This window comes from Thalassococcus profundi, assembly GCF_003344785.1.
Lineage (GTDB): Bacteria > Pseudomonadota > Alphaproteobacteria > Rhodobacterales > Rhodobacteraceae > Puniceibacterium > Puniceibacterium profundi.
On the sequence record NZ_QPMK01000013.1, the window covers coordinates 17917 to 41860 of the forward strand.

General features: G+C 59.8%; 16 protein-coding genes. 8 read left to right on the forward strand and 8 right to left on the reverse strand.

What is annotated here, in order from left to right; all coding sequences use genetic code 11:
- Window positions 1-4: 4 nt before the first annotated feature.
- The 3 genes from drmB to DU478_RS15345 are packed head-to-tail and all read right to left on the reverse strand — an operon-like array spanning window position 5 to window position 7198.
- Complete coding sequence (gene drmB, locus DU478_RS15335) at window positions 5-1765, reverse strand: DUF1998 domain-containing protein (protein ID WP_114511850.1); 1761 nt, start codon at window positions 1763-1765, stop codon at window positions 5-7.
- Window positions 1762-4902 carry a helicase C-terminal domain-containing protein gene (locus DU478_RS15340; RefSeq protein ID WP_199488356.1) on the reverse strand — a complete coding sequence of 1047 codons (3141 nt, stop codon included), beginning with the start codon at window positions 4900-4902 and terminating at the stop codon, window positions 1762-1764. The genes drmB and DU478_RS15340 overlap by 4 nt, the downstream gene beginning before the upstream one ends.
- Window positions 4892-7198, reverse strand: a complete 2307-nt coding sequence (locus DU478_RS15345; RefSeq protein WP_158545797.1) for a UvrD-helicase domain-containing protein — start codon at window positions 7196-7198, stop codon at window positions 4892-4894. Before DU478_RS15345 ends, DU478_RS15340 begins: the two co-directional genes overlap by 11 nt.
- A gap of 106 nt (window positions 7199-7304) precedes the next feature.
- On the opposite strand from DU478_RS15345, the gene DU478_RS22950 reads away from it, so the two are divergent.
- From DU478_RS22950 to DU478_RS15355, 3 genes are read left to right on the forward strand one after another with little or no spacing between them, the layout of a single operon-like run.
- Entirely contained in the window at window positions 7305-8015 is a 711-nt protein-coding gene (locus tag DU478_RS22950) for a hypothetical protein (protein ID WP_158545798.1), read from the forward strand.
- Entirely contained in the window at window positions 7999-8346 is a 348-nt protein-coding gene (locus DU478_RS15350; RefSeq protein ID WP_158545799.1) for a hypothetical protein, read from the forward strand. Before DU478_RS22950 ends, DU478_RS15350 begins: the two co-directional genes overlap by 17 nt.
- Window positions 8343-11129 carry an SNF2-related protein gene (locus tag DU478_RS15355; RefSeq protein ID WP_114511853.1) on the forward strand — a complete coding sequence of 929 codons (2787 nt, stop codon included), beginning with the start codon at window positions 8343-8345 and terminating at the stop codon, window positions 11127-11129. Before DU478_RS15350 ends, DU478_RS15355 begins: the two co-directional genes overlap by 4 nt.
- A gap of 184 nt (window positions 11130-11313) precedes the next feature.
- On the opposite strand, the gene DU478_RS15360 is transcribed toward DU478_RS15355, so the two are convergent.
- Window positions 11314-11781, reverse strand: coding sequence for a hypothetical protein (locus DU478_RS15360; RefSeq protein WP_114511854.1), 468 nt, complete (start codon window positions 11779-11781; stop codon window positions 11314-11316).
- 9 nt (window positions 11782-11790) lie between these two features.
- Entirely contained in the window at window positions 11791-11991 is a 201-nt protein-coding gene (locus DU478_RS15365; protein ID WP_114511855.1) for a hypothetical protein, read from the reverse strand.
- A gap of 350 nt (window positions 11992-12341) precedes the next feature.
- On the opposite strand from DU478_RS15365, the gene DU478_RS22700 reads away from it, so the two are divergent.
- Together DU478_RS22700 and DU478_RS15380 are read left to right on the forward strand one after the other, a co-directional pair.
- Window positions 12342-14972, forward strand: coding sequence for an NACHT domain-containing protein (locus DU478_RS22700; protein ID WP_147276366.1), 2631 nt, complete (start codon window positions 12342-12344; stop codon window positions 14970-14972).
- 61 nt (window positions 14973-15033) lie between these two features.
- Window positions 15034-16314 (forward strand): hypothetical protein, encoded by a 1281-nt coding sequence (locus tag DU478_RS15380; RefSeq protein WP_114511858.1) that lies wholly within the window; start codon window positions 15034-15036, stop codon window positions 16312-16314.
- Between the two features lie 325 nt (window positions 16315-16639).
- Here DU478_RS15380 and DU478_RS15385 read toward each other — a convergent pair whose 3' ends face one another.
- Together DU478_RS15385 and DU478_RS15390 are read right to left on the reverse strand one after the other, a co-directional pair.
- Window positions 16640-17281, reverse strand: coding sequence for a hypothetical protein (locus DU478_RS15385; protein WP_114511859.1), 642 nt, complete (start codon window positions 17279-17281; stop codon window positions 16640-16642).
- A 376-nt stretch (window positions 17282-17657) separates the two neighbouring features.
- Window positions 17658-18134: a hypothetical protein gene (locus DU478_RS15390; RefSeq protein WP_233501338.1), complete on the reverse strand. Its 477-nt coding sequence runs from the start codon at window positions 18132-18134 to the stop codon at window positions 17658-17660.
- A gap of 392 nt (window positions 18135-18526) precedes the next feature.
- On the opposite strand from DU478_RS15390, the gene DU478_RS15395 reads away from it, so the two are divergent.
- The 3 genes from DU478_RS15395 (at window position 18527) to DU478_RS15405 (ending at window position 19918) form a co-directional block, all read left to right on the forward strand.
- Window positions 18527-18922, forward strand: a complete 396-nt coding sequence (locus DU478_RS15395; RefSeq protein ID WP_114511861.1) for a hypothetical protein — start codon at window positions 18527-18529, stop codon at window positions 18920-18922.
- Between the two features lie 257 nt (window positions 18923-19179).
- Window positions 19180-19530 carry a hypothetical protein gene (locus DU478_RS15400; protein WP_114511862.1) on the forward strand — a complete coding sequence of 117 codons (351 nt, stop codon included), beginning with the start codon at window positions 19180-19182 and terminating at the stop codon, window positions 19528-19530.
- A complete protein-coding gene (locus tag DU478_RS15405; RefSeq protein WP_114511863.1) occupies window positions 19520-19918 on the forward strand; it encodes a hypothetical protein in 399 nt (132 codons plus the stop codon). Before DU478_RS15400 ends, DU478_RS15405 begins: the two co-directional genes overlap by 11 nt.
- 561 nt (window positions 19919-20479) lie before the next feature.
- Here DU478_RS15405 and DU478_RS15410 read toward each other — a convergent pair.
- A complete protein-coding gene (locus DU478_RS15410; RefSeq protein WP_114511864.1) occupies window positions 20480-23884 on the reverse strand; it encodes an LAGLIDADG family homing endonuclease in 3405 nt (1134 codons plus the stop codon).
- Between the last annotated feature and the right edge of the window lie 60 nt (window positions 23885-23944).

A 23944-nucleotide genomic window follows, 5' to 3' on the forward strand; every position in this document is an offset into this window, starting at 1 on the left:
TTACTTACTCGACCAGATCCTTGAAAAAAGAGAGCGGTCCGGCACTTAACAAGCTCCGGTCAAGAAAACCATTCCAAGCCTCACAACTCGTCTCTGGCAGGAACACGCAGTTATGGCAGGCCGCGTGGTTTCCGTTCGAGCCACTCCGCGCCATGCCTTCGGAACAAAGCGGATCAGCGGAGCAAAGTTCATGGTCGGCCAGCGCCTGCAGGACAAGTAGCTCCATCCGCGCCGGTCGCGCCTGCCGCGAAAGCCCGCCCATGGTTCCATCTGCATCGGGCGTTGAGGTGTAGATCAGGAGTCCAGCCATATCCGGCCCGACATAAAGCCGTTCGCGCAAGGCGCTCGAAGAATATCCGCTGTCGAGGGACAGGCGCGCGATCAGCGCATGCGCAAAAGTGTGGATCAGCATGTATCGTGCGTTGAGTTGGGATGGCGCGCCATCCGCCTGCTTTCCCTCGGCCCGAGCGGTATCCATGTGTGTCTGAGTCAGCCGGGCAAGATGTTCGATAACATCCGGCCTGTTTTCCCATTCTGAAACAGCATCGAGGTTCAACGACAGGAACACGCCTTCCCCGTGCATCGCAACGGCCGGCAGCCATGACAGACCAGATCGAGACAGCGGCACCGCATCCGGCTTGCCACCGACCTGCGCCTTCAGTCTCGTGAACCCGGTCAAGGCACGCACCTCCCGAAGACGTTCCACGGACGAAACCCAAGAGATCATCCCTGAGAATGTGGCCGGCACAGGCTGCTGACGGTTCAGCAGGATCATCGCATTTTCGTCGGACGCCGAGGTATCCGTCAGCAGCATCCGGAACTCGTCCAGCCGCAGATCTCCTTCACTTCCCGAATTGTCTTCCTTAATCTCCCTGAAACGACGAGCAATTTGCTCTGCACTTTCGGTACCGTCCCAGGTAGGAAGGACTTTCTTCGTGATGAAGGCGATCTTCATGTCTTCATCGTCGAGGAAATCGAGCATGTCGACGAAGTCCGCGATCTTTTCCCTGAATGGCACCTTCCAGTCAGGAAGCGTGATCGCGCTCTGCTCAATCGAGAAGTAGACGTTGCTTGCTCCCCGTTGCGTGATCCGTGGCGCAGCCTCGCATCCCATCTCGCGTCCGCCAAGCCATGGCCGGCCACCGCCGCACTTGTGTTTTGGGATACCCTTTGGTGAAAACGCTTCGGCCATTGAACGGCCAGCGCCGCAGGACTTGCAGGTCAGTAGCAGTCCTCCGATGCCCGCTCCGACCGTCTTCAACGCCAGGACTGGCTGAGAACATTCGGCTTCATGCGTTAGCCACGACGTCCACGGAAAATCGTCGAGGTGGCCGTTCTCGCAAATCGTGACAAAACGGACAGGCACCACGGCGGGTTTTCCGCGGCATCGGCCACAATGCAGGCTATCGCCATTCCTCGAGGGTGCCCATTGTCCTGAGCGGTTGATGGCGTGGCATTCGGGACAGGAGAGCCAATCCGGAAACCGTTCCATGGGAAGCACGCGGTCCCTGGTTTGTCCGTCCTTGAGGTAGGTCCCGACTGGCGGCGCCCGGAAGTGATCGACGCCCAACAGAGCTTCAAGTCTCGGTTCGCGAACCACGTCCTGCTTGTAGCCGCCTTTCGTGTAGGCCTCCCATGCCTCCAACCCCTGCATGACCCCTGAAAGCAGTGCGCCGCTTCCCGGCAGACGGAAATCAACAATCGATCCGGGACCGAAGGTTGATATGATCTGGCTGCGGCGGATGCTGCCAACATTCTTGCTCATTGTATTTCCTCAGCGTCCGACGAAGCAATTTCCTTGATGACGAACTCTGTCGATGGCTCGACAGCGCGAAGCGTTCCCGGAGTGGCCCGTGAAAGGCCTTTGGTGAAGCCGGAGGCATTCGATGTCGCCTGTGCGTCCGCTGAAATCAGCAGACCGTTGTCCGACCAGTTGTCCCAGTATTTCGGCAATGCCCCACGGCGCAGCCAGAGCTTGAGGAATTCTTCAAGCTCGCGACGGGAAGCGTCAGCTTCACCCGGGTCGACGTTGGCAATTCGCTGACATATCAGATCGATCAACGCCTTCAGGTCGGCCGCGTGGTCCGCCGCCGCGGCCGGAGTGTCCAACATGCCCGGCACCAGATGCCGCGCCATGGCAACGAACGGAGCATGGAGCGCCTTGTCCCGCGCCCTCGGTGCAAATGGGGTCACACCAGTTGCCTCGACATCCCGGTAGAGGGCACCATGCCAAGTCGGGAAGGTCTCATAACGGCTTCGGTCGCGGGACTTGCTCGCGTTGTAGAGCGTGACGACAAGCCCGGGCACACGACCGCGGCCAACGCGGCTCGTTGCCTGGATGTACTCGGCGATGGTCTTTGGCTGGCCGTTGACCAGCATCAAACCCAGACGCCCGACGTCGAGACCGACCGAAATCATGTTTGACGCGAGCACCACATCGGCCGCTTCGCCATTGTCGCGGGTCGCATCCAGTTCCACGAGCTTGTCGCGGATTTCGTCCGACTTGACCCGGCTGGTCAACTCAGTCGGCGGCTGCAGGTGACGAGGCTCTTCCTGCCGTCGCGCCGATACCAGTTCGAGCCCATGCGTGACGTCATCCTGCATTATGATCGAAGCGCTGCCGAGTTCGCGCAGCGAATTGAAGTAACCAACGAGCGTCCAGTAGTGATCCCCCTCCACGTCAGTGAAGCTGGGATCGGCAGCGGCTTGGAGGAGCGACGACGCGATCGCCTGATAGATGTAGCTCCCAGTGCGTCCAGCCGTCGTGACGCCCAGATACAGTCGACCGAAGCTATCCTCTTCAACACAGGCGAAACCCGAATTGGAATGATGCAATCCGGGCGGTGGGAATTGCATGACGCGACGATCGAACAGGTTCAGCACCTGATCCGCCGCGCGCCTGATCGTTGCGGTGGAGCCGATCACCTTCGGGCGTCGGCCGTCCCGGGTGCAAAGCGCGTCGATGGCAGTTTCAAAGAGGCCCGCCATGCTGCCCAATGGCCCGGATATGAGATGCAGTTCGTCTTGGATGATCAGATCGGGTGGCAACCGATCGGCATTTCCGAGACCGAAAAGGCGACCGGTTTCCTTCTTTGTGACGATCTGGACGAATTTGTCAGCGGTGCCCAGCAGCAGCGTCGGAAGTTCGCGGTAGATGTCCTCGTCAACCGTCCAGAACGGAAGGTGATCACGCGCCTGTCCTGATTTGCATCCGGCATCACGACAGCATGCATGAATCCGGTCGCCACTTGCGGCTATGTCCCAGTCGAGGTGCGAACCGCAGTCCGGGCAATGCTCGATCTGGGCCGGTGAGCCGGTCTTTTCCGTTTCGACGATCCTGTTCGGCGTTGTATCCCGCCCGACCCAGAGGCCGATGGAAATCGGCGCGCCTTGCGCGAGCGAGGAAGGGACATCGATTCCAGGGCAATCACAGTCCCCTGTCCGCAACAGATCACAGGCAAGGATCATCGCTGCTGCCCGCTGGAACTGCTGCGCCGTCAACAGACGCAGCGTGTAGCGCATCAGGACGGTCACGCCTTCCGACTCGGGGCCACCCTGCTGACGGCGCAGGAATATGGTATATGCGGTCAGCAGAAGGTAGGCCTCAGTCTTGCCGCCCCCGGTGGGAAACCAGAGCAAGTCCATCACACCGCGATCAGTGTGATCCCGGTCCCCTGCCGAAGCCATGCACAGCAGAACGAAAGCCATCTGAAACGGGCGCCAGACCAGAGGGCCGATGCGGGAATCCCGCTTCCGCTTCCATTCGTTCTGCTGCCAGAGTGCACGGTTGGCGAGGCGGAATGCCAAGAGCTCCGGACCATCAGCCCGCAGAAGATTTACACCCCCTCTCATCCTGGCCAACGCTGTGCGGCACTCATCCAGATGTCGCCGCGCCGTTTCCTGAAGCCCGGTCGGCAGCACCTCAACTTCCGCGTCTCGAGCCTTGATCCAGTCGTCGTAGCACGCGCAAAGGTCGTCGAGCGCCGCACAAACATCGCTATGGGGCGCGATAGACAGCCACTCGGACCCCAAGGCCCCCTCAAGCTTCGTCGCGACGAGTTTCGCAAAAAATTCTGGATCGCCCAAAGGTCCCGGCGATCTGACCAGAGTTGACGGCAGCCACTCGGTCGCGAGGCGAACCGTTCCATCCGGCATTTGCTCACTTCGGATGGAGCAGGTGTGGCCTGCGCCGTAGTCAGGTGCGTCGCGATAAAGCAGCGCGGCCGTGGCACGGTCCTCATCGGGCATCCGCTGCATCGGGTCCGGACGCGGAACGATAAGGCCGAAATCTGGGTCAGCCTCGACGCTGAAGCCCACCTGATGCAAATCGCCAACACCCCTCAATCCAGGCTCGGGTTTCTTTGGCGTCACGTTTCTGTTCAGAAGAATGACCGTCACGAGATAAAGGTCGCCGTGTTTGCGACTACGCAACCATAGCGCCAGATCCGGAATTCCCGGCACATCATATTCGCCGTCGCGATCCTCAGGTAGTTCTATGGAGTTACGGGCGGTCAGAGGTTTGCGGGTCCAGTCGAAGCGTGGGCGCCCTTCATCTGAGGTTGCACGGGCCACAGCCTCGTAGCGGGCCGCCGAAACATCCACATTGAGCAGGACGTTTTCGCCATCCTTCGAGCGCACGGCGAATGACAAACCGGCCGAACTCGGGCGAAAAGTTTCCGGCGGCACACGAGCCGCAGCATCGTCTTCCTCATCGGAGACAAGAACTGCGCCTTCCGTTTCGCCCACGCCCTGTGGGCTCTTCTGAGCGAACAGGATGCCCGTCATGTAAATTTCCGACGGACTGTCGTGCAGGATCTCGTCACCCACCAAGGGCCCCATGAGATCCTGCCTGAGGCGTTCGATCATCCGCTGGCGCGCGGCATCCCCAACATTATTGGTCATCGTCATTCTCCCCGTGCCCGGCGCCACGCGCGACGCCCTGAAGCACCGGCAGCAGTGTCACCGCTTGAATTTTGCCATCGCTCCGACGGTCAACCACGGTCGTGGCTCCGACCACGCGTAATGTGCCGGAGGCAAGCCCGCCCCGGGTGGACTCGATGTGATCGAGGTCATCGGTCAATTGGCCTTCGGCTTCCGCCAACGGTTCGCCACTGTCCGTGACAAGATGCCAGGGCGACCCGTCACCAGAGGCAATCCGCCGGAAAGAGCAGTTAGGTTGCCGGAACGCGGCCTCCCAGACGGACAATGCAGGAACGACCCCAGCGAGCGGGCGCAATCCTTCCGACCCTGACAAAAGAAGGCCCCCACTGTTTCCACGCAACCATCTGCTGCCATTCTTGCCAGGCCGCACCATTCCCGCCTGCGCCCTGCCCAGATACAGGTGTGTCGATGCCCTTGTCGCACCGACGAACAGAACCCTGGCCTCCTCCTGCCAATCGACATCATCGCCGGACGGAACCGGCGGCAGCATGAGAAGAACATTCGTCGCTTCCCGCCCCTTGGCACCATGGATAGATCCCAACATCGGCCCCGCGGTGCCGACATGATCGCGCATGTGTCCCACCGGCTCACGTTCAATAGTTTCCGCGATGTCTTGGGGACGAGCTGTTGGCCCTTTGCCAAGGGACTGAAGGTCAGAAAGAACGTCTTCTTCATTCACATCGAACGGCGCGGGGTGGAGGTCTGCAAGCCGCCGGCGTACATGCTCAAGGCGAATTGCGGCGCCCGGAGCAAGACCAGCGCAAATCGCGCCTACCAGAGGATCGCAAACCGTGGTTTGACCCGACAATTTCAGACGATGTACGCGGGCTGCCCGCGTCAGCCGAACCGACGCGGCCTCGGTTGCCGCGCGGCCCCGGAAAAGGACCAGGCTATCATCCCGCCACGGGAAAACCTGCCCGGTCAGGCTCACGCTCGGGTCCGTCGCCACATCCTCGAGCATTTCGCGGATTTCGAGGTAGGTCGAACGCGGATCGCCGTCGGCCTCGAGTAGCGTCCGCGCCCGGGAAAAGAACTGCCGCAAGCTGTCTGATTTCGTCCGATGGTTCGACGTCAGGGAACGGTCCTCCCAACCGTGTTTACCTCTGAGCTCGGCATGAAGAGATCCTCCACCCCCGTTGTTTCCAGCCCACGATCCGTAGATCGCCTGCGCGTCGTCGCCCAGTATCGTTACGCCAACGCTCGCTGGCAGCGCATCGATCAAAGCGCGACAGAACATTCGGCGCTCTCCGACGATGTCCTGTGCTTCATCGATCACCAGATGTGAGGTGCGTGCCAACTGATCCAGCATCGCCTGCTCGCCGTCCGTGATCGATCTCCGGGCAATGCGGATGGTCCGCTCACGTCCACCGCGCGGTCCATCACCAAGCGTGGTCACAAGGTTCCACGCGAGCGAGTCGATCGTTCCGCACATGACACCGCCGGCGTAGGTGTGCTCGGCCAAGGCATGTGAGATACGACGGCCCACCTCTTCGGCGGCGACCCGGGTGAAGGTGATGAGCCGAATGCCTGCGGGTGGAAGACCTTGCTTCACGAGATGGATGACACGTTCGGTGGCGGTGTGCGTTTTGCCACTACCAGGCCCGGCGGTGATGATTTGTCGTGCTCTTGCCGAGCACTCGATGACTGCCATTTGCGATGGATCGGCAGCCTTTCCCTCTGTCCGGGGCAAAGGGAAATACTCCCTTAGCCAAGCCGATGAATCCTCGAGGATAGGTTGGTCGGGCACGACACCTGCAAGGCACAGCACCCGCGTTACTCTGTCGGAGGAAGTCGCGTCCATCGACCAGACACCTGTGTCCAGGATTTGCCAGAGCACTACGAGGTCAGAGCCTGAAAGCTCGCCGACCCAGTCGAGGAAACTGATGACACCGGATGGGACCACATCCGTTGTCCGCAACAGGCCATGGGGTTCACCTTGAGATGGGTCGCCCCCGAGAAGGATGCATCGATCGCCCTGATACAGTACCGACACCATTCGCCGTTTGACCAGGACCTTGTCACCGTAGGATTTTCCGGAACCGACGTCGCCACACGCCAGCAACGCTGACACGACAGCCTGTGCCTGCTGCTTTGCTGCCGTCTCGGACAAACAGTCAGCCACGGCGGCCGCCTTCAGACCTGCGATTGCCCGAGATGCCGGCACCGCCCCGAGATCATGCACGTCCCTGCGCAACTGCACGGCGAGTTTCTGAACCGGGGCGACGGCCTCGAGGGTGTCGGCATCAGTGTTTTGCATTCCGCGCTGTACTCGACCTAAGGTAATGACATAGCTATTGAAAATGGCCGTAAACCGCTCAAACCATGTAGCACCATTATTGGCGTCTGCGTGACGAAATGAAAAGATGAATGACTTGTTTGCCAGTGAGGATCTGCTGGCGCAGATTTTTTCGGACCTGTCCCGGCAACGGGATGGCCGAACCATCTCCCTGATCGAGCATGGCCTCGCTCGCGACGAAATCGAGCAATTGCTGTACCACGTCAGCCAGCGGGCTGGGCAGCATCAGTTCACCAGGCGGGCGTGGCAGGACTTGCCACTGTCGCTTGCGGTAGTCGTAACCGAAATCGGCTATGAATATAGAGGGACAGGGACCGACTTCTGGCCATTGGTTGAGTCGGCAATCAAGATCGAAGTCCCAGTAACGCAACGAGGCGTGATCTCCGATCTGTTCCGGGATTGCGCAAGACGGTTCGGAACCGCGCGACCTTTTGACGATGCCTGGTCCTCCGTCTTTCCGCATATTGCATGGCCTGTCCGGAACGCCATGGTTCCACGTGAGGTCCATGGCTCCTTGGCACGACTTGTCAGGGAGTTCCTCAATCAGACTCGCAGTCTAAGCGTAACCCGCGCCGCGCTGCCGGGCCTGCGGGAACTCGCCCGAGGCTTCGGTTCGCGACGGCTGGAATCCTGGCTTCAGGATGACGATCTTGCGCTTTCGGTCATCGGCCATCTCGTCTCTGGTCGGACTGGCGACTTGGGAATGGAACCAAGATTCCTTCAACGTCTCGCCAATGACTTACGCTCCGAAAGCGAGACTCGTGGACCGCGCTCGTGAGGCTGCCCGCCTTCCTGAGTTGTCTGAACTCGTGCTGCCCGCGCCGCGCGCTGAGTGTCTCGAAAGAGTGCCATACGAATCCAGCCATCTGGACGACCTGATCGCCGCATTGGTTTCCTGCCATGTGGATGTTCAGTCCCGAAGCGGACGCTGGCTCACGCCCGCGGACCTACGTGCCTTGTTGTACCTTTTCCTGGCTCCGGAACGTGTCATGGATGACCCGGAATGGCGGGGCAGGCTGCTGCGCTTCAGCGCGGACCGCTTCACGGCGCGCGCCGTGCGCTACGCTGCCTTGCGCTATCGCGCGATGACGAATGTTGATCTTTCATGAACACGTTTCACCTTGCACAGTCGGGCTTTCACGCCCTCGAACGCCTCGTCGCAGCCGAATCTTGGGAAATGGGTGGTGCCCTCGGCGTCGCGGCTGACCCCTATCCACATCAGATCGCAAACCTGCGCCGCATCCTTGACGATACGGAAATCCGTCACTTGCTCGCCGATGAGGTCGGCATGGGCAAAACGGTGCAGGCTTTGATGATCCTCAATATCCTGCGCAGACGCGATCCGTCCTTGAGGGTCGCAATCGTTGCACCGGAACGCATTTGCTACCAGTGGCAGGTCGAGCTTTCGGCGCGCGGCCACATCGCGGCCCGCATCCTGACAGACGCAGATGAAGAGCAGGAGCATCCCGATGGCGAAGGCTATGTACACCTGATCAAAGCAGACATGGTCCGCAGGCAACCGGCGCGTCCCTCGCCGGACGACTATGACATGCTCATCGTGGACGAGATCCACGCCATGAATCTCGAGGACGCGGCATTCCTTTCCAGCCTGTGCCGAGAGCGGCGCGACGCCCCACGGTTCAGACATGTCCTGCTGTTGACTGCCACGCCGCGTCTGGGCAATCCCGCGTGGGCGCGGGCAGTCATCGGTGCGATCGAGCCGGAACGCTCTGGAATCGCCAATCTTCTCGGCCGCGAGCCCTTGGAGTTTATTGTCGAAGACGCCGCTGCGGCACAGGCGCGCGTTTCGGACGGCACCCTCTCCGCCGCGGCCTACAGGACAGCCTTCGCGGCAGATCGCCGAATCCTTCGCCAAACGCGGAGCCAATGGCCCGGCATCGCACCAAAGCGCAAGGTGTACACGGTCCAAACTGCGCCCTCCGATGCCGAGATGCCAAAAATCCTGCTGCAAAACGCAGCCTGCCGCGACGGTCGGGACGCCCCGATGGACGCGGCACCTTGGCTGCAGTGCCGTCAGATGTTCCGCGCCGGATCAAGCCTGCGTGACGTCCTCCGCCACCGAACCTTTGCGGCGCATCCGGATTTGCGTGACGAGGTGGAGTCCGCCCTGTCGCGCAATCCCGGTAACGCGTTGTTCGACGAACTGTGCGACGTGTTGCTGGGCTTCTGGCAAAAGAATCCAGAGCGGCGCATTATCGTCGTCGCCGGCGACACGCCCACCGTGGACATGCTGGAACGGCGCCTGTCCGACATGTTCCCGCACCTCTTAGACGGCGGCATTGCAACGATGCGTGGCCGCCACAACACCGATCTGGTGGATGTCGTCGGCGCCGTTCAGAGCGAGTCCACTGTCCTGATCATGGAGGAGTTTGTCGAGGCTGGCCTGAACCTGCACGACTTCGCCGCCGATATGATCTTCTACAACCTGCCGTGGCAGGCCTCGCGTATCGACCAGCTCGTCGGTCGTCTCGACCGGCTGCGGGCCGGCGGGCTCAGTGCTTACATGAAAGACCGGACCGTTGGCACCATCGGCATTTGGCGCATGGTTGTTGCCGGCTCGGCAGATGAGCGGGTGCTTGAAGCTCTCGATCTAATGGATGTCTTCGAGCAACCCTTGCCATACCTCGACGAAGCCCTGTCCCAACGTATCGACAGGATCATCACCGACGCAGCGGCTGGTCGGGCCAATTTCAGGCAGGCTGCATGTGAACTGAAAAGAGAGCTCATTTTCGGTCTGAATCCCTCTGGAGGGAGCGTTGTTTCGGCTCATGCGGATACTTCGGATGACATCAGCAGGATCGTTGGCAACATTCGCGCGTCGGAACATTCTGGAATCGCCTGGTTGCGCCTATTGCACGTCAGTGGAGCGTTGAAAGGCGGTTTCCCAAAGACCAATGATGGAGAACGGGTCGCGACACTGTCTTTACCGCCGCTTTTGGAAAATTGCCCATATAATCTCGGTGCGATGACAACGCGCGAAGCGGAGGTCTTCCGCTGGCGCCGGGATCGCCTTGGAAAGCCACCCAAAAAAGATGTCGTGCTACCAAAGGATCGCCTCGGGAAACGGGCGCGTTTCTTTTCGACCGGCGACGAATTGCATGATGACTTGGTCCATCAGGCATACGCAAACTTGAAAGCAGGCACGATTTCGCCGATCCCGGTCGGTGTCCACTTGTCCGACGAAACACTGACTTCAGGCCTGCTCGGGAAAACACTGATTCTGGTTCGCAGCGCATGGCGGCCATCGTTGCTCAAAGACAAGCAACTCAGAGTGCGCGACGACGACGCTCCTGCCGTACGAGTGGGACGCCTCTCAGACCGCCAGTGGATTTCTACCCTGTTCCCCGACGCCGTCAGGACGCGTTGCCTCGTGGTCTCCGTTGACGGCACTGTCGAGGTCGCCACCGACGAGATCGCTCGAGCCCTCCTTGGCGAAGGCTGCAAACCGACAACGAACCGTCAGATACAAAAGACGATTACGCCTTTTCGCGAAATTCAGAAGTTTGTCAGCGCACTGGAACGCGAAATGATCCAGGAAGCACGCCTGCGCCTTGGGAATTTGCGCGAGGAAGCAGCGGCAGTCTTTTCAGACAGGAGGCAGATCCTTACGTCCGAGACCGAAACATATATTCGATGGAAGCAACTCAGCATCGAGCAATTGCGCTCACGCAATATCCAGGACCAGCAACAGATCCAAATGAATGAAGGGCAGACCGCCGCCGAACAGCGACGCATAGAGGCGCGAATATCAGGAATGACCGATCGGTTGCGGAATCTCGAAGACGTGCTTGCAAACCTCGCCCACCACTCGATGCCGGAGACTTTCTTCATAATGGTGAGAGTGCTTCCGTCAGCCCACCTCGGGGGCTGAATTTTGTCACAAAGGACGGATTCCGGATATTCTCTGCGCGAGCGAGTCAATCATGCCGGTGAAACGGAAACGGACATTCGAGTCGCTCTACAAACAGGACTCGTTTGGCACTGCCGAATTGCCGCTCCGACCCGGTCAACGCGCTCTTCGTGCGGCGCGCTGGACCGGTGCTGGACTCCAGGGCCTACTCAGCAAAACGGTCGATCCCGCGGCGAAGCTCGAGCAGTGCCTCGAGATAGCCACGCATCTCGCGGTGATTGACGATCGACCCAAGCCGCCAAGGGTAGCTGGGATCAAATTCGACCGTGTCGCAAGGCGCGTAGACGGACATGAACTCCGGCACGTGAGAAGCGGCGACCTCCTTCATTGCGGCGATGAGCTCGGTTTCCAGTATCCCCACATAGATCGCCTGAAAGCGCCGCAGCTCGTCGCGCCCCCGCTCGGCCGGGCCGCAATTATTGGCCATCCAGGCGCCGTGGTGATGCGGCGCCTCGCCCCTGAGATCGATGCTGTCGAGGCGCTCGAGCGCCCCGTCGGCCAGCAGCCGCTCGATCATCGCCGCGTCGGGATTGCTCTGTGCCCCGTCGAGCTCCCAGAGGAGTAGGCGAAACGGCCCGACGAGATCACGCCAGGCCAGCCGGACTTCTTCCATGGCGAGGCGCTACCGCTCGAGCTGGTCCTGGTAGGCGCGCCAGCTATCGAAGGTGGAGGCCGCAAAGCCGGCGAGTGCGATTGCGATCGCGAACCACCCGGTCGGGCGCAGCCGCGCGATCCCGCGCCGTGTCGCATCCCAGGTGTCGCCAGCCACGGCAATGCCGGCCGCAAGAAGCGCTATGACATGCCCGATGATGCTGAGGAGCATGGGGTGGTTCCGGATGCGCGCTTGATGTTCCGCCGACTATCCACACCCGAAGCGTCGGAAGCAACATGCAGCTGGGGCTGACGCACGAGCAAAGTGGAGGCCAGCATAGTGAGCGCCTCAGAGAATGGCAGGCGCATAACATTCCAGAAGAAGCAGATCATTGCGGGTCGACGCGAACGAAATCTGGTTCCGCATAACATGAATTCTCCGAGCTCTCAAAGCCGACATCGGTCCTTCGCAGTGGGTTTGCGCTGCTTCTTGTTTTCAGAACACTGCCGGATCAGTATCTTCCCGACATGGCAAGTGCACCCTTAGACAGACGAGTCGCCTTCCAAGTTCAAGGAAAGAACGTGGTTCAGCCGCTGAGCCATTTGCGCGGCCATCCATATGTTGTTTTGCTTGGTGAGCCCGGTGCCGGAAAATCGACGGCTCTGGAGAAGGAGGCTCGTGACGAGGGTGGCGAGGTCGCAACTTGCAGGGAAGTGATGAACGGCTTTCCAATCGGCGTGTCTGGAACCGTTTATCTTGATGCCCTCGATGAATATCGTTCAGACGACGGCGGCAAAGACAAGCTTCTGCGGATCGCCAGCGCGATATCGAGCAGGAACATTGGCAGATGGCGCCTCACCTGCCGTGCTGAGGATTGGCGCGCAACGGCCGACATCAATGCGATGCGGCGTGCAGCGAAGAACATGCCCATCGTTGTGGCCCATCTCCTGCCTTTGAGCGAGGACGAGGCGCAACTGGTCTTGGCCTCTCTGGCAGAAACCAATCCCGAGCGCTTCATCCGTGAAGCACGAAATCGAGGGGCTGATGCATTTCTCGAGAATCCGCTTAGTCTGAGACTGCTTCACTCGGTTGTAGTTTCGAACGGCCTGTGGCCGACCTCCCGCTTTGACTTGTTCGCGAGAGCCACATCGTCACTTGCCCACGAACACGACCCTCAGCGCGCAACAGATCCACGGCCGGGAGCGGAAGAAATCCTCGCCGCGGCTGCCGCGATGAGCTTTTACCTTCTTGCCTCCGGGGGGAAAGCACTTTGGCGCTCAAACGCGTTGCGTCCTGGTTCCACACAAAGCGAGTATGTTGCTACGCATGCCTTGGGACTCGAAGCGCGCGTTCTCGAAGCCGCGCTGGATACAGCCCTGTTCAGGGGAGAAGGGCACGAGTTCGCGCCCGTTCACCGAACGGTCGCTGAGTTTTTGGCAGGGCGTTTTCTGGCAAGAAGGGTGACGGGTGCTGGAGAAACTTCCGCATTACCATTGCGGCGTGCGATTGCCCTCATCACGGGAAGCGACCAGAAGGCACCGAGCGAACTCAGGGGGCTATTTGCGTGGTTTGCCGCCCATTTGCAATCAGCAGGAGATCCCGGTGGTGCAAGACGGCTCATTCGAAATGATGCTACAACGGTGCTGGCATATGGCGACGCCGCAGCGTTCGACACCGATGGACGACGAGAAATCCTCTATCACCTGGATCGTAACGACCCGTTTTTCCTCGCCTCCCAAGATGACGCTACTGTCATAGGTGGGCTTGCCGGCGATGATCTTGCTGATGATTTCACAGCTGTTCTCGACGCCGAGGTCCGCAGCCATCTACAGGTCACCGTCCTTCAAGCACTCGCCGACGGTCCGCCCGTTGAACGGATGACGCCGAAGTTGCGGGAGATCGTGCTCGACGCTGCGCGACCACTCTGGATGCGGGAGAGGGCGGCCAGAGTCCTCGTCTCTAAAGCCATCGACACGGACGGTATGCAACGTGGACTATTGGACGATTTAGCCGGCATGACAGTGGACCGGGACCAAGTGGCGATCCGCGCCTGCATCCTTTCAAGCGGTTCAGCTCAAGATGTTCAGTTTTCCGATCTTCATGCACTACTAATGGATTTTAACATCGTTTCTGCGAAAACGCGTGATGGCGCAGACAACGACGATATTGGTTCGCTGGTCTCTCTAAGCATAGCGATCGCGCGGTCTCCGCGACCGGACTTTTTCGACAAAGGTATTGGACGAAGCGAAACAAAGCACCAGCACACAGTTCAGGTTCAATCACTCCTCGAACGCGCGTTTGTCATCACAATTGATGCCAACCCGGACATATCCGCTGTGCGTCTTCTATGTTGGATTGGCAATCTCCGGAAACATCGATGGGATATGCTTGTCAGCGAAGTTGTTGAGGCCATTCGGAGGTGGATTGATCGCGATTCTGACGTTCGTGAGCTTGAGTTTTTCCTCGCCCACATGGATGAAACCTGCTCCCAAGACCGTCCTTGGCTGGTGACAAGCGAATACGTCTCCACTACGAGGCGTTTGCCGTCAGACCCATTGATCCGCGGTTTATTGGATCGAGCAAAAGCGACGAAGAAAGGTGCGGCGCGAAAGCAATTATTTCAGATCGCGGCCTATACAGCGCGTAGTGAAACGCACTGGCCGAAATGGAAAGATCTGATCGTGTCGCTGCTTGAGCAGGAACACGGCTTCAAGGGTTTCATTAAGTCAATTCTCTCTGACCCCAACGCAAGATGGGAGAAGAAGGAGGCCAAGCAAAAAGTGAAACAGGAGCGAGAAACAGAGAGATCGCGGAATGGCAATGTGGTTCAACTCACGCCGAAACTCGCAGGGATCGCAAGCGGAGCTGCTGACCAGTTCGGAGTGTTGAGGTGGGCTGCCGACCATTATCGTAATGGCTGCATCCGCAAGGACGAAGCGCCGCTTCAAAAAGTTGTAAAATACACGAATGAGCAAATCGCGGCCGCGATCGCCGAAGGGTTGGTCCAGTTTGCGATAAACACTGACATCAAGGTTGATGTCCAGGATCTCGGCAGGGCCGAAGCCAAGCGCGGGACATTCCCGCAAGAGATTGTCGTAGCCGCAGGGTTGCATCAAGCGCTATTGCACGGGCGTGAAAACGACATCGATGCGTCCCCCTTGATAATTGCGTTGGTCGGGCTTCGGCAAGCCTATTTCCAGCTCCGACGATGATCCTTCGATCGCCGCTTGGGCAGTTGACCGCTTGGCTCGCTATCCTGATCAAGGCGCTGCCATGATGGTACAATATTGGAACGCCGCTCTGGATGCGGGCGATGACGACCTCGACGCTATCCATTATCTGACGAGTGCAGACAGGCCGGAACTGGTATCCATGTGCATGGTTGGCCTACTTGGCGAGAGACCGGGACTTCCAGAGCCCGCCCTAAAGCAGGCGATCTCCGCATGCGCGGCCAGTTTAGATAGCAGTCAACTCACAGAGCTTGTCAGGCTTGCACTCGATCGCGATGATCTCGAGCGGGAGCAATTAGATCTTTGGTCGTTCGTCGGCCTCGCGCTGAAGCCCGAGGAATTTGCCGATCGGTTTTCGGAAAGAGATCTTGAAGCGGCGCTGTTGGCTCCGAACGGGGACCTTGTGCAAGCATTCAACGAGTCGTGTCCGAACATCGATCTGCTGGACCACATCAGGATAAGCGTTCTCGGCAAAAGATATCAGGCACGCGACAATGATTGGTGGCATTCAGATGGAGGAAGTGGGATTGTGCGAGCGGCCATTCAGCGCCTCGGAGCATCCGATGCAACTGATGCGGGAGAGCGCCTGAAAAAGCTTGCTCCAACCGTGGACGCAAGTTGGGCGCCGCACATCGCGCATGCAGCTGCGGAACACGCTCGCAAGCTGAGGGATGAGCAATTCTCAGCACCTTCGGTAATCCAGCTGATGAGCGTGCTCGCAAACGGCTCCCCGGCATCTGCATCGGATCTTGCGGCCGTAGTTCTCGAGGAAATCGACCGATACAAGAGTACCCTGAGAACAGGAAGCGAGACACCCTGGAAGCGGTTCTGGAACACCGATAAGTATGGAGCGGCGACAGAACCACAGATCGAGAATGAGGACAGGGACCGCCTTCTGGAACTGTTTCGTCCGCGTTTCGAAAAATATGGCATTGCCGCCAGCATTCCCGAGGCACGTCGCGGCGAAAACACCAGAGCCGACATCCTAATATTGAGCCACGCGGGTAAGAATCTGCCGATTGAAGCCAAGAGACACTACAACGGCGAACTCTGGACGGCCGCTTCGACCCAGCTGGCGGGCTACGCCGCCGATCCGGACGCCTGCGGTTTCGGGATCTATCTCATTTTTTGGTTCGGCACGGAATTCAAAGCCGCGAAGAGAAACGATGGCGCCGACGGGCCAGACAGCGCCGAAGCGCTTGAGGCAATGCTCGTAGATGACCTTCCACTTCACTTAAAGGAGAAGTGCTCGGTTGTGGTTCTGGATGTATCTCGGCCCCAGCCGATGATCGACTCTGTCAACAAACGACGAAAAATAGCTTGAAACAGGCGGTAGCATCTTTTCATCGGCAGCATGCTCCATCCTAAATTGCATTGGCGTTGCCCGGCAAGAGGCACATGAGGTTGGCCATCGTGAACGGCAGCTAAGCGGACGCCGCATTGCAGTGACGAACTCCAAGATGAAAGTCCGCAAAGGGCCGCTCGAGACATTCCGGCAGATCGGGCGGACAGCGGACGTTTGCTGCACCTCGGGCGAACGGCAGCTATGCTCAGACAGTCGCGGTAACTCCGGGAGTTGCCTGCCAACCCTCACTGCAGCATTTTCAGCTTGTTGATAGGCAGGTCAGCATACCTTCCGACCACTCCATCTACCGCGCAAGATCATATTGAAGCCGGTCGATTGCGTTGTTGGCCAACGTCTTAAACCGGTAGGCATCCGTTACGCTAACTTCCTCGGTGTGGGCTGCCGCGTTCCGCAAACTCTGGAGATGGCTGATCATCTCCATCGTGTGCGCGTGAATGACACCCATTTTATATAGCTTCATGCCCACCTGGAGCGGGGCAATCATTCCCTTCTCCCGAGGCAGACCGGATCTCTCAAAGGAGCGCTTTAACTCCAGCTCCACATCACGCCAAGCGTCGAGCACGGCAGCACTCGGGGAAAGCTTGGCTATCTCAGTGAAACGATCCTGCCGTTCGGATATTTGAATCGTCTCAGGACCATCATCGGAAGCCCGTTCGCAGTCTGTGTTTGTCCGCGTCGCGGACTGTGATGCCTCGATTGAAGTCTCTCCGACATCTGCTTCTGACCGTGTCAGAAATCCGCTGGCCTGCGCCTCGATCTTGTCCAATTCGGCGCCAAAATAGACTTCGGCGTTGCCATACTTTGCTCCCTTAATCCGCTTGAGAAGCCGGCCGATTTGCCCCCGATATATCAGCGCGACAACGCTGATCGCTATGGGCCATGCCGTCGAGCCTATGACCGCGGATGACCATTCCAACCAATTCATATTACTCGCCTCTCATCTTATCTGGCCATGCCGACATTTATATTCTTCGAGATTTTTCTGAGATGTCGCTCTTCCGCATCCAAGCATCTATGCTTCATTGGAGGTCGAAGCACTTCAAATACCACAACCGATTGCAATAATGTCAACTCAGAGAGCTCAAATCGTCGGCCTGTTTGGGCCTTCAAGACACAACACTCACGAGGTTCGCTCGCGGGTCAACGGTTGGCCATTCCCGCCTGTTTTAACCAATGCCGTGAATCGAACGAATGCCGGAGAAAGGGCCAAGAACGGTCATTCACTGCACTTGGCTCGAAGATCGGCCGTGGGCTGTTTGCGTTTAGATTGCGTGAGCTTCCACCCTGACAAGACAAACATGTTAAGAGAACTGGATTGCGTAGCTCCATGATTCATCCGATGAATACTCGCCCGCAATAAAGTGGATCAGATGATGCCCTGCTTCGAGAAACTCCCTTGTTCGATCGTGTGTGAAAGGCGCCGAAAGCTGAGCCTTGTTTCCGTGTGCAACGTTATTCCGTAACTGCGCGTAACTACGCCCCAACAATACCTGCCAAGACCAAACTTCGATTTCATCACTGTCCCATTTCAAACCGCTGCCATCTTTGGCTACCAGAAGTTGAGGGGTCGTTCTTTTGAAGACTTGGAATCCCGACCCTACAAAATCAAACTCTTCGAAAGGATGCTTGCCTTCCAATGATTGGCCGATCCGGTCCCAGTTGACGCCCCTAACTACCCGCGTCTCTCCATCCACATGGGCAAAGTCTTGGGTGAGATTGACCAAAAAGAACTCCAGCTTGGCAGCCAAAAGCATAAATTTTGAGATTTCTTCGTCCAAGCAAGCCTCCCGCATGTTCGCGTCAGGCTACAGCTCAAACTGGTAAGGGGCAACTTAGCCTTGCAATTGGCATCTGTCCGCTCTGGGAAGCCGCACCGCAGCATTCATCTCCCATGCAGAGGTCCGGATTTGGCCCGGAGACAGCCTGCCGGGCAAAGCAAAGTTCAAAAAAACTTCTTCGTCCTCAAGAGATCTGACCAATGTTCCTTGCATCCCGGGGCACAGACCGCGCCGGAACCCTAAGAGAGAGAGGAACCGCACATCCTTCCCGACGCCGATCTCCTGCCCTTTCTGAAGAGGCGTCCGCTACGGCGACCGGCAACCAACACGGATCTCCGACCCGCCCTGACCCCTGGGGCGATACCCGGGACCAAGAAACCAAAGGAGGATCCATGTTTCACACGAAATTCATCCCCGGCGCGGAAGACCGCGTAATTCCGACCGGAGAGCTGGCCCTGCGAGCCTATTTCTCCGGACACGACGAGGCGCTCGGTCATGCGGCCGTGCTGTTGGCAGGTCGGCGCGGTGCGCGCCTGGTAAACGCCATCCGCGATGGCCTCGACCAGCGCGGGCGGATGACGTGCCGCGTGCAGCGCCTGCTCATCGAACTTCGCCGGATCCTGTTTCTCGATCACGCAGATGATGATGACTGGGACGACTCAAGCAGCATTGCGATGGTAGAACCCGACGATCCCATCGTGCCAGAGATCTGCCTGCTGGCGGATGGTCTCGACGAAGCACTGCACGCGGCCGGGATCGTCAGAGCCGCGGACGAACGCGCTGCCTAAAGCCCAACTCCGCGCCGCCGCAAACGCCTGTGGCGGTGCGAGACAGGAACTGGCAAGAAATTTCTCGGCCGGCACATTTCCCCTTCGTGGTCGGAATGAACGGCTAATTTCCTTCTCATCAGCACCCGAGGCCAGCCTTGGCAACCAATCGAAAGGAGCCGGTCGAACCCACCCTGTCTCCCGCGACGCACGGAACATGACGCCGAAGAACAGGCAAAACTCCATCGTTTCCGCCACCGCATGAAAGGGAGATTATCATGCTAAACACCAACACCTTCGACACCGCCGAGGCACGTCTCGGCGCGACCTATTTTGTCGAGCAGCACCTCCGCCGTCACGGCGCGAGTCTCTGCGACCTGCTCGACGCGCTCGATGACAGGAATGGGTTCGCTTCTCTCTGCGATCTCCATGGCGCCTTCGGTCGGCCGATCCCGGATACCGATGCCGTCGAGGCCGCGCTGCGCGACATCCGACGCATCCTGGCCGAGCAGAGCCCCTCGTCGCTCGACCGGATCGGTCACGATAGGGGGCTGCCAGCCTCCGACATGGCACGGTGGCACGGCGCACGCATCAGCGAGCTCCTCGCGCGGTTCCGTCATGCCGAATGAGACCGGGGCACGCTGTGCCCTTCAGGTGGCGCGTCAGCGCCGCCTGAGCGTCCGTCCCGATGAGTTCGGATTGGAGCAGGACATTTGCGACGTGACGCTGTGGCTCATCGAGATGCACAGCCTGACCCATGTCCACGTGTGGGTGGACCGTCACTACACGCAGATCGGCCGGGAGATCGCCGGCGTGACCGTCATGACCTCGCCGACGCACCCCGAGGGGCTGACGGAGGCGGCGCACGAGGCGTTTCTCGCGCTCGGCTACACGATCGAAGACACCCGCGCAGACACCTACGGCCACCAGTTCTGCGACGGGCATCACTCGAAGCATGAGGCGATCCAGGCCTACGCGCGTATCGAGGGTGCGTTGCGACGCTGGCGATCCCTATAGGAAATTCGCAGGCACCCCGGAAAAGGGCGGCGAAAGCCGCCCTTTTTTCTCCTGTCGGGTTCGGTACACCGCCAACTTACGCCCTCCGATCAGTTTTCTGGGAACCGTGTCCTGTCTCCATCTGCCTCAGGCGCGGAACGCTCTCATGTCACGCGTCAAAATCACCCAATATGCGCCGCCTTGGGTAATAGATGGCCCGGAGCTCCGACTACCGACACCATGGATCGGAATTGCTGTAGGAAAAAGACCCACGTTGTCACGCGGGCAGCGAGGCCATGGGCCCCATAAAAGCAGAAACTGACAAGGAAAAACGGCCCGCCTCCCGGAAGGGAAGCGGGCCGAACTTTTACTCATGCCGGAGAACTCAGGGGGGACCTGCCAGCAGGAATGTCACGGCAGCATTTTCCCACCAAAACAGGCTTGGATACGCGTTCTCAAGAAACCCAGTGATTTCAATCCCTAACGGGCTCCTGGCAAAACAGGTCCCGACCCTTGGCAGGCAAACTCACGGGTTTTGGCATAACTACGCCCGTAAAAACACTAAGTGGACTTAGTCAATGACTATTGGCATTTCGAATGGCCGCAGCTGGCGCAGGTCATGCAGCCCTCCACCATGCGCATGTCGTATTGACCGCAGCTGGGACAGACCTTCCCGCGGGGGGCGTCGAGGTTGACGACACGGGCTTGCGGGTCGGTCTTCAGGCCCATGCCCTCGCCTTCGAGGAAACCGATGGCGATCAGGTGTTGTTCGATCACGCCGCCGATGGCTGCAAGGATCGACGGAATGTATTTGCCCTTGACCCAGGCGCCGCCGCGCGGATCGAACACGGCCTTGAGCTCTTCGACCACGAACGACACGTCGCCGCCGCGCCGGAACACCGCCGAGATCATCCGCGTCAGCGCCACCGTCCAGGCGAAATGCTCCATGTTCTTGGAATTGATGAAGACCTCGAAGGGCCGCCGGCGACCGCCCACGACGATGTCGTTGATGGTGAGGTAGATCGCGTGTTCGCTGTCGGGCCATTTCAGCTTGTAGGTGTTGCCCTCGAGCGTCTGCGGCCGGTCCAGAGGTTCCGACATGTAGACCACGTCGCCATGGGGCTGCTGCGGTTCGGCGTCGGTCAGGGCGATGACTTCGGGGGCGGTCTTCTTCTCCTCAGCCACGCTCAGCACCGACCCCGTCACCTCGTTGGGCCGGTAAGTCGTGCAGCCCTTGCAGCCGCTCTCCCAGGCCTGCAGGTAGACTTCCTTGAAATCCTCGAAAGAGATGTCTTCCGGGCAGTTGATCGTCTTGGAGATCGACGAATCCACCCATTTCTGCGCCGCCGCCTGCATCCGCACGTGGTCCAGCGGCGCCAGCGTCTGGGCGTTCACGAAAAAACCGGGCAGCTCGGCGTCCCCATGCTTTTCGCGCCACATCTGCACGGCATAGTCCACCACCTCTTCCTCGGTGCGCGACCCGTCCTTCTGCAGCACCTTGCGCGTGTAGGCATAGGCAAAGACCGGCTCGATCCCCGAACTCACGTTGCCGGCGTAAAGCGAGATCGTGCCAGTGGGCGCAATGGAGGTCAGCAGCGCGTTGCGGATGCCGTGCTGCCGGATCGCATCGCGCACGTCTTCGTCCATCTGCATCATCGTGCCCGAGGCAAGGTAGGCCTCGGCATCGAAGAGCGGAAACGGCCCTTTCTCTTTCGCCAGTTCGACCGATGCAAGGTAGGCGGCACGGGCGATGGCGTGCAGCCAGGCCTCGGTCTGGGCGGCGGCCTCTTCCGAGCCATAGCGCAGGCCCAGCATCAGCAGCGCATCGGCAAGGCCTGTCACCCCCAGCCCGATGCGGCGTTTCTGGCGTGCCTCTTCGGCCTGCTGCGGCAGCGGGAATTTCGAGGCGTCCACGACGTTGTCCATCATCCGGATCGCCGTGGTTACAAGCTCCGACAGCGCCTCCGCATCCAGCGCCGCGGCATCCTCGAACGGGTCGGTGACCAGCCGGGCGAGGTTGATCGACCCCAGCAGGCAGGCGCCGTAGGGCGGCAGGGGCTGTTCGCCGCAGTTGTGCACATAAAACCCGTTTGCGTCGAAAGCGTTGACCCCAGGCACCTGTACATCGAACACCTCGGCGACGCCGTCTTCTTCCACTTCGCTGACCTGCGCAACAAACCGTTCGCGGTTGAGAGTGCGCTTGTAGCTGCCCAGCGCCGCCGACAGCCGCTGCGCCTTGTCCGCATCGGCAAACCCGACGCGTGCCTGATAGACTTGCAGGTTCGCACCGCTGACCACCAGTTCATGCTGTGCCTTGACCTCATAGGCCTTCTGCCCGCCTTTGCCATCGGGAAGCAGTGTCGTGCTGCCCTCTGGCCGGCGGTCGGTGTAGATCGAGGCGTTCACTCCCAGCCGCGCCAGCATCCGCTGAACGGCTTCGAGCAGGGCGAGGTCGCTTTGTGCCAGACGCACCGACACACCCTTCTGCTGGTTGCCCTGCACCGATCCGTCGGCGTCAAAAAGCCCCTGCAGCACGGCGGCGACAAATCCGGGCGTGGCAGCCTCGATCTCGGGTGTGATCGTCTTGCGGCCTCGGGACAGGTCATAGCGCGCGGCAAGATCGCGCAGCCCGACGGTGCCGATCCGATATTCGCCCCGACCTTCCACACTTTGCCAGCCTGCGAAATCCGCGCGGTGCGGCAGGGTGCGCAACAGCTTCTCGACCTTTGACATGACGTGATCCAGCTCGAAGGAACCGTTGGCCACCGCAGGCCTGGGCCAGACCGAAATCAGCGTCTTGTCATCCCGGATCACGCCGTCGCCAATCAGGAGGCCGAGCAAGTAGCCCTTTGCGTCCTCGGGATGTTCACGGAGCAGCGCCCCGCGATGATCGTGCAACATCACCTCCTCGCCGGGGGACAGCGTTCCGGCAGCGACCCACGCGGTCTCGAGCCGCCAGCGGGAGCGTGCCGTCACCTTGCGTACCAGATGATCCGCGGTGAGCCGCAAGACGCGCCCGCAGCGTGTCGACAGCCGTTTGACCGGCTTGGTCCCGGTCGGGAAGAACCCCTGCGGACCGCTGGAATGAACGGTTCCGTCGACCAATGCCTCGAACGGTCGTCCGATCAGATCGCGCACCTGCCGTGCACCATCGGGCGTGGTGACCCAGGTGTCGGCGGTCACGCAGGGGTTGGTCGCCGCGATGGTTTCGCAGTAGCTCAGGTTGTTGGCCTGGTTGATACGGTCAATGAAGATCACCCCGGGTTCGGCGTAATCGTATGTGGCACGCATGATCCGGTTCCACAGGTCGCGCGCCTGCACGGTCTTGTAGACCTTGTCGCCGAACCGCAGATCCCACGACCCGTCCGCCTTGACCGCATCCATGAACGGATCGGTGACCAGAACACTGAGATTGAACATGCGCAGCCGCGCGGCGTCGGACTTGGCGCCGATGAAATCCTCGATATCCGGATGGTCGCAGCGCATCGTCGCCATCATCGCCCCACGGCGCGACCCCGCGGACATGATCGTCCTGCACATGGCGTCCCAGACATCCATGAAGGACAGCGGCCCCGAAGCGTCCGCCGCCACGCCTTTGACATCCGCGCCCTTGGGCCGGATCGTGGAGAAATCGTAGCCGATCCCCCCGCCCTGCTGCATGGTCAGCGCCGCCTCTTTCAGCATCTCGAAGATGCCGCCCATGCTGTCGGGGATCGTGCCCATGACGAAGCAGTTGAAAAGCGTCACCGACCGTTCGGTGCCGGCACCCGCGGTGATGCGCCCGGCGGGCAGATACTTGAAATCCTCGAGCGCGGTGAAAAACCGCTCTTCCCAATGCGCCGGATCGCTCTCGACCTCGGCCAAGGACCGGGCGATGCGGCGCCAGGTGTCCTCGACCGTGCGGTCGATTGCCGCGCCGTCCGCCTCTTTCAAACGGTATTTCATATCCCAGATCTGTTCTGCGATGGGGGCGGCAAAGCGGGTCATGGGCGATTCCCTTCGAATGGCAGGCAAGCAGAATAACGCGAAGCGGCAAGGCGACACAAC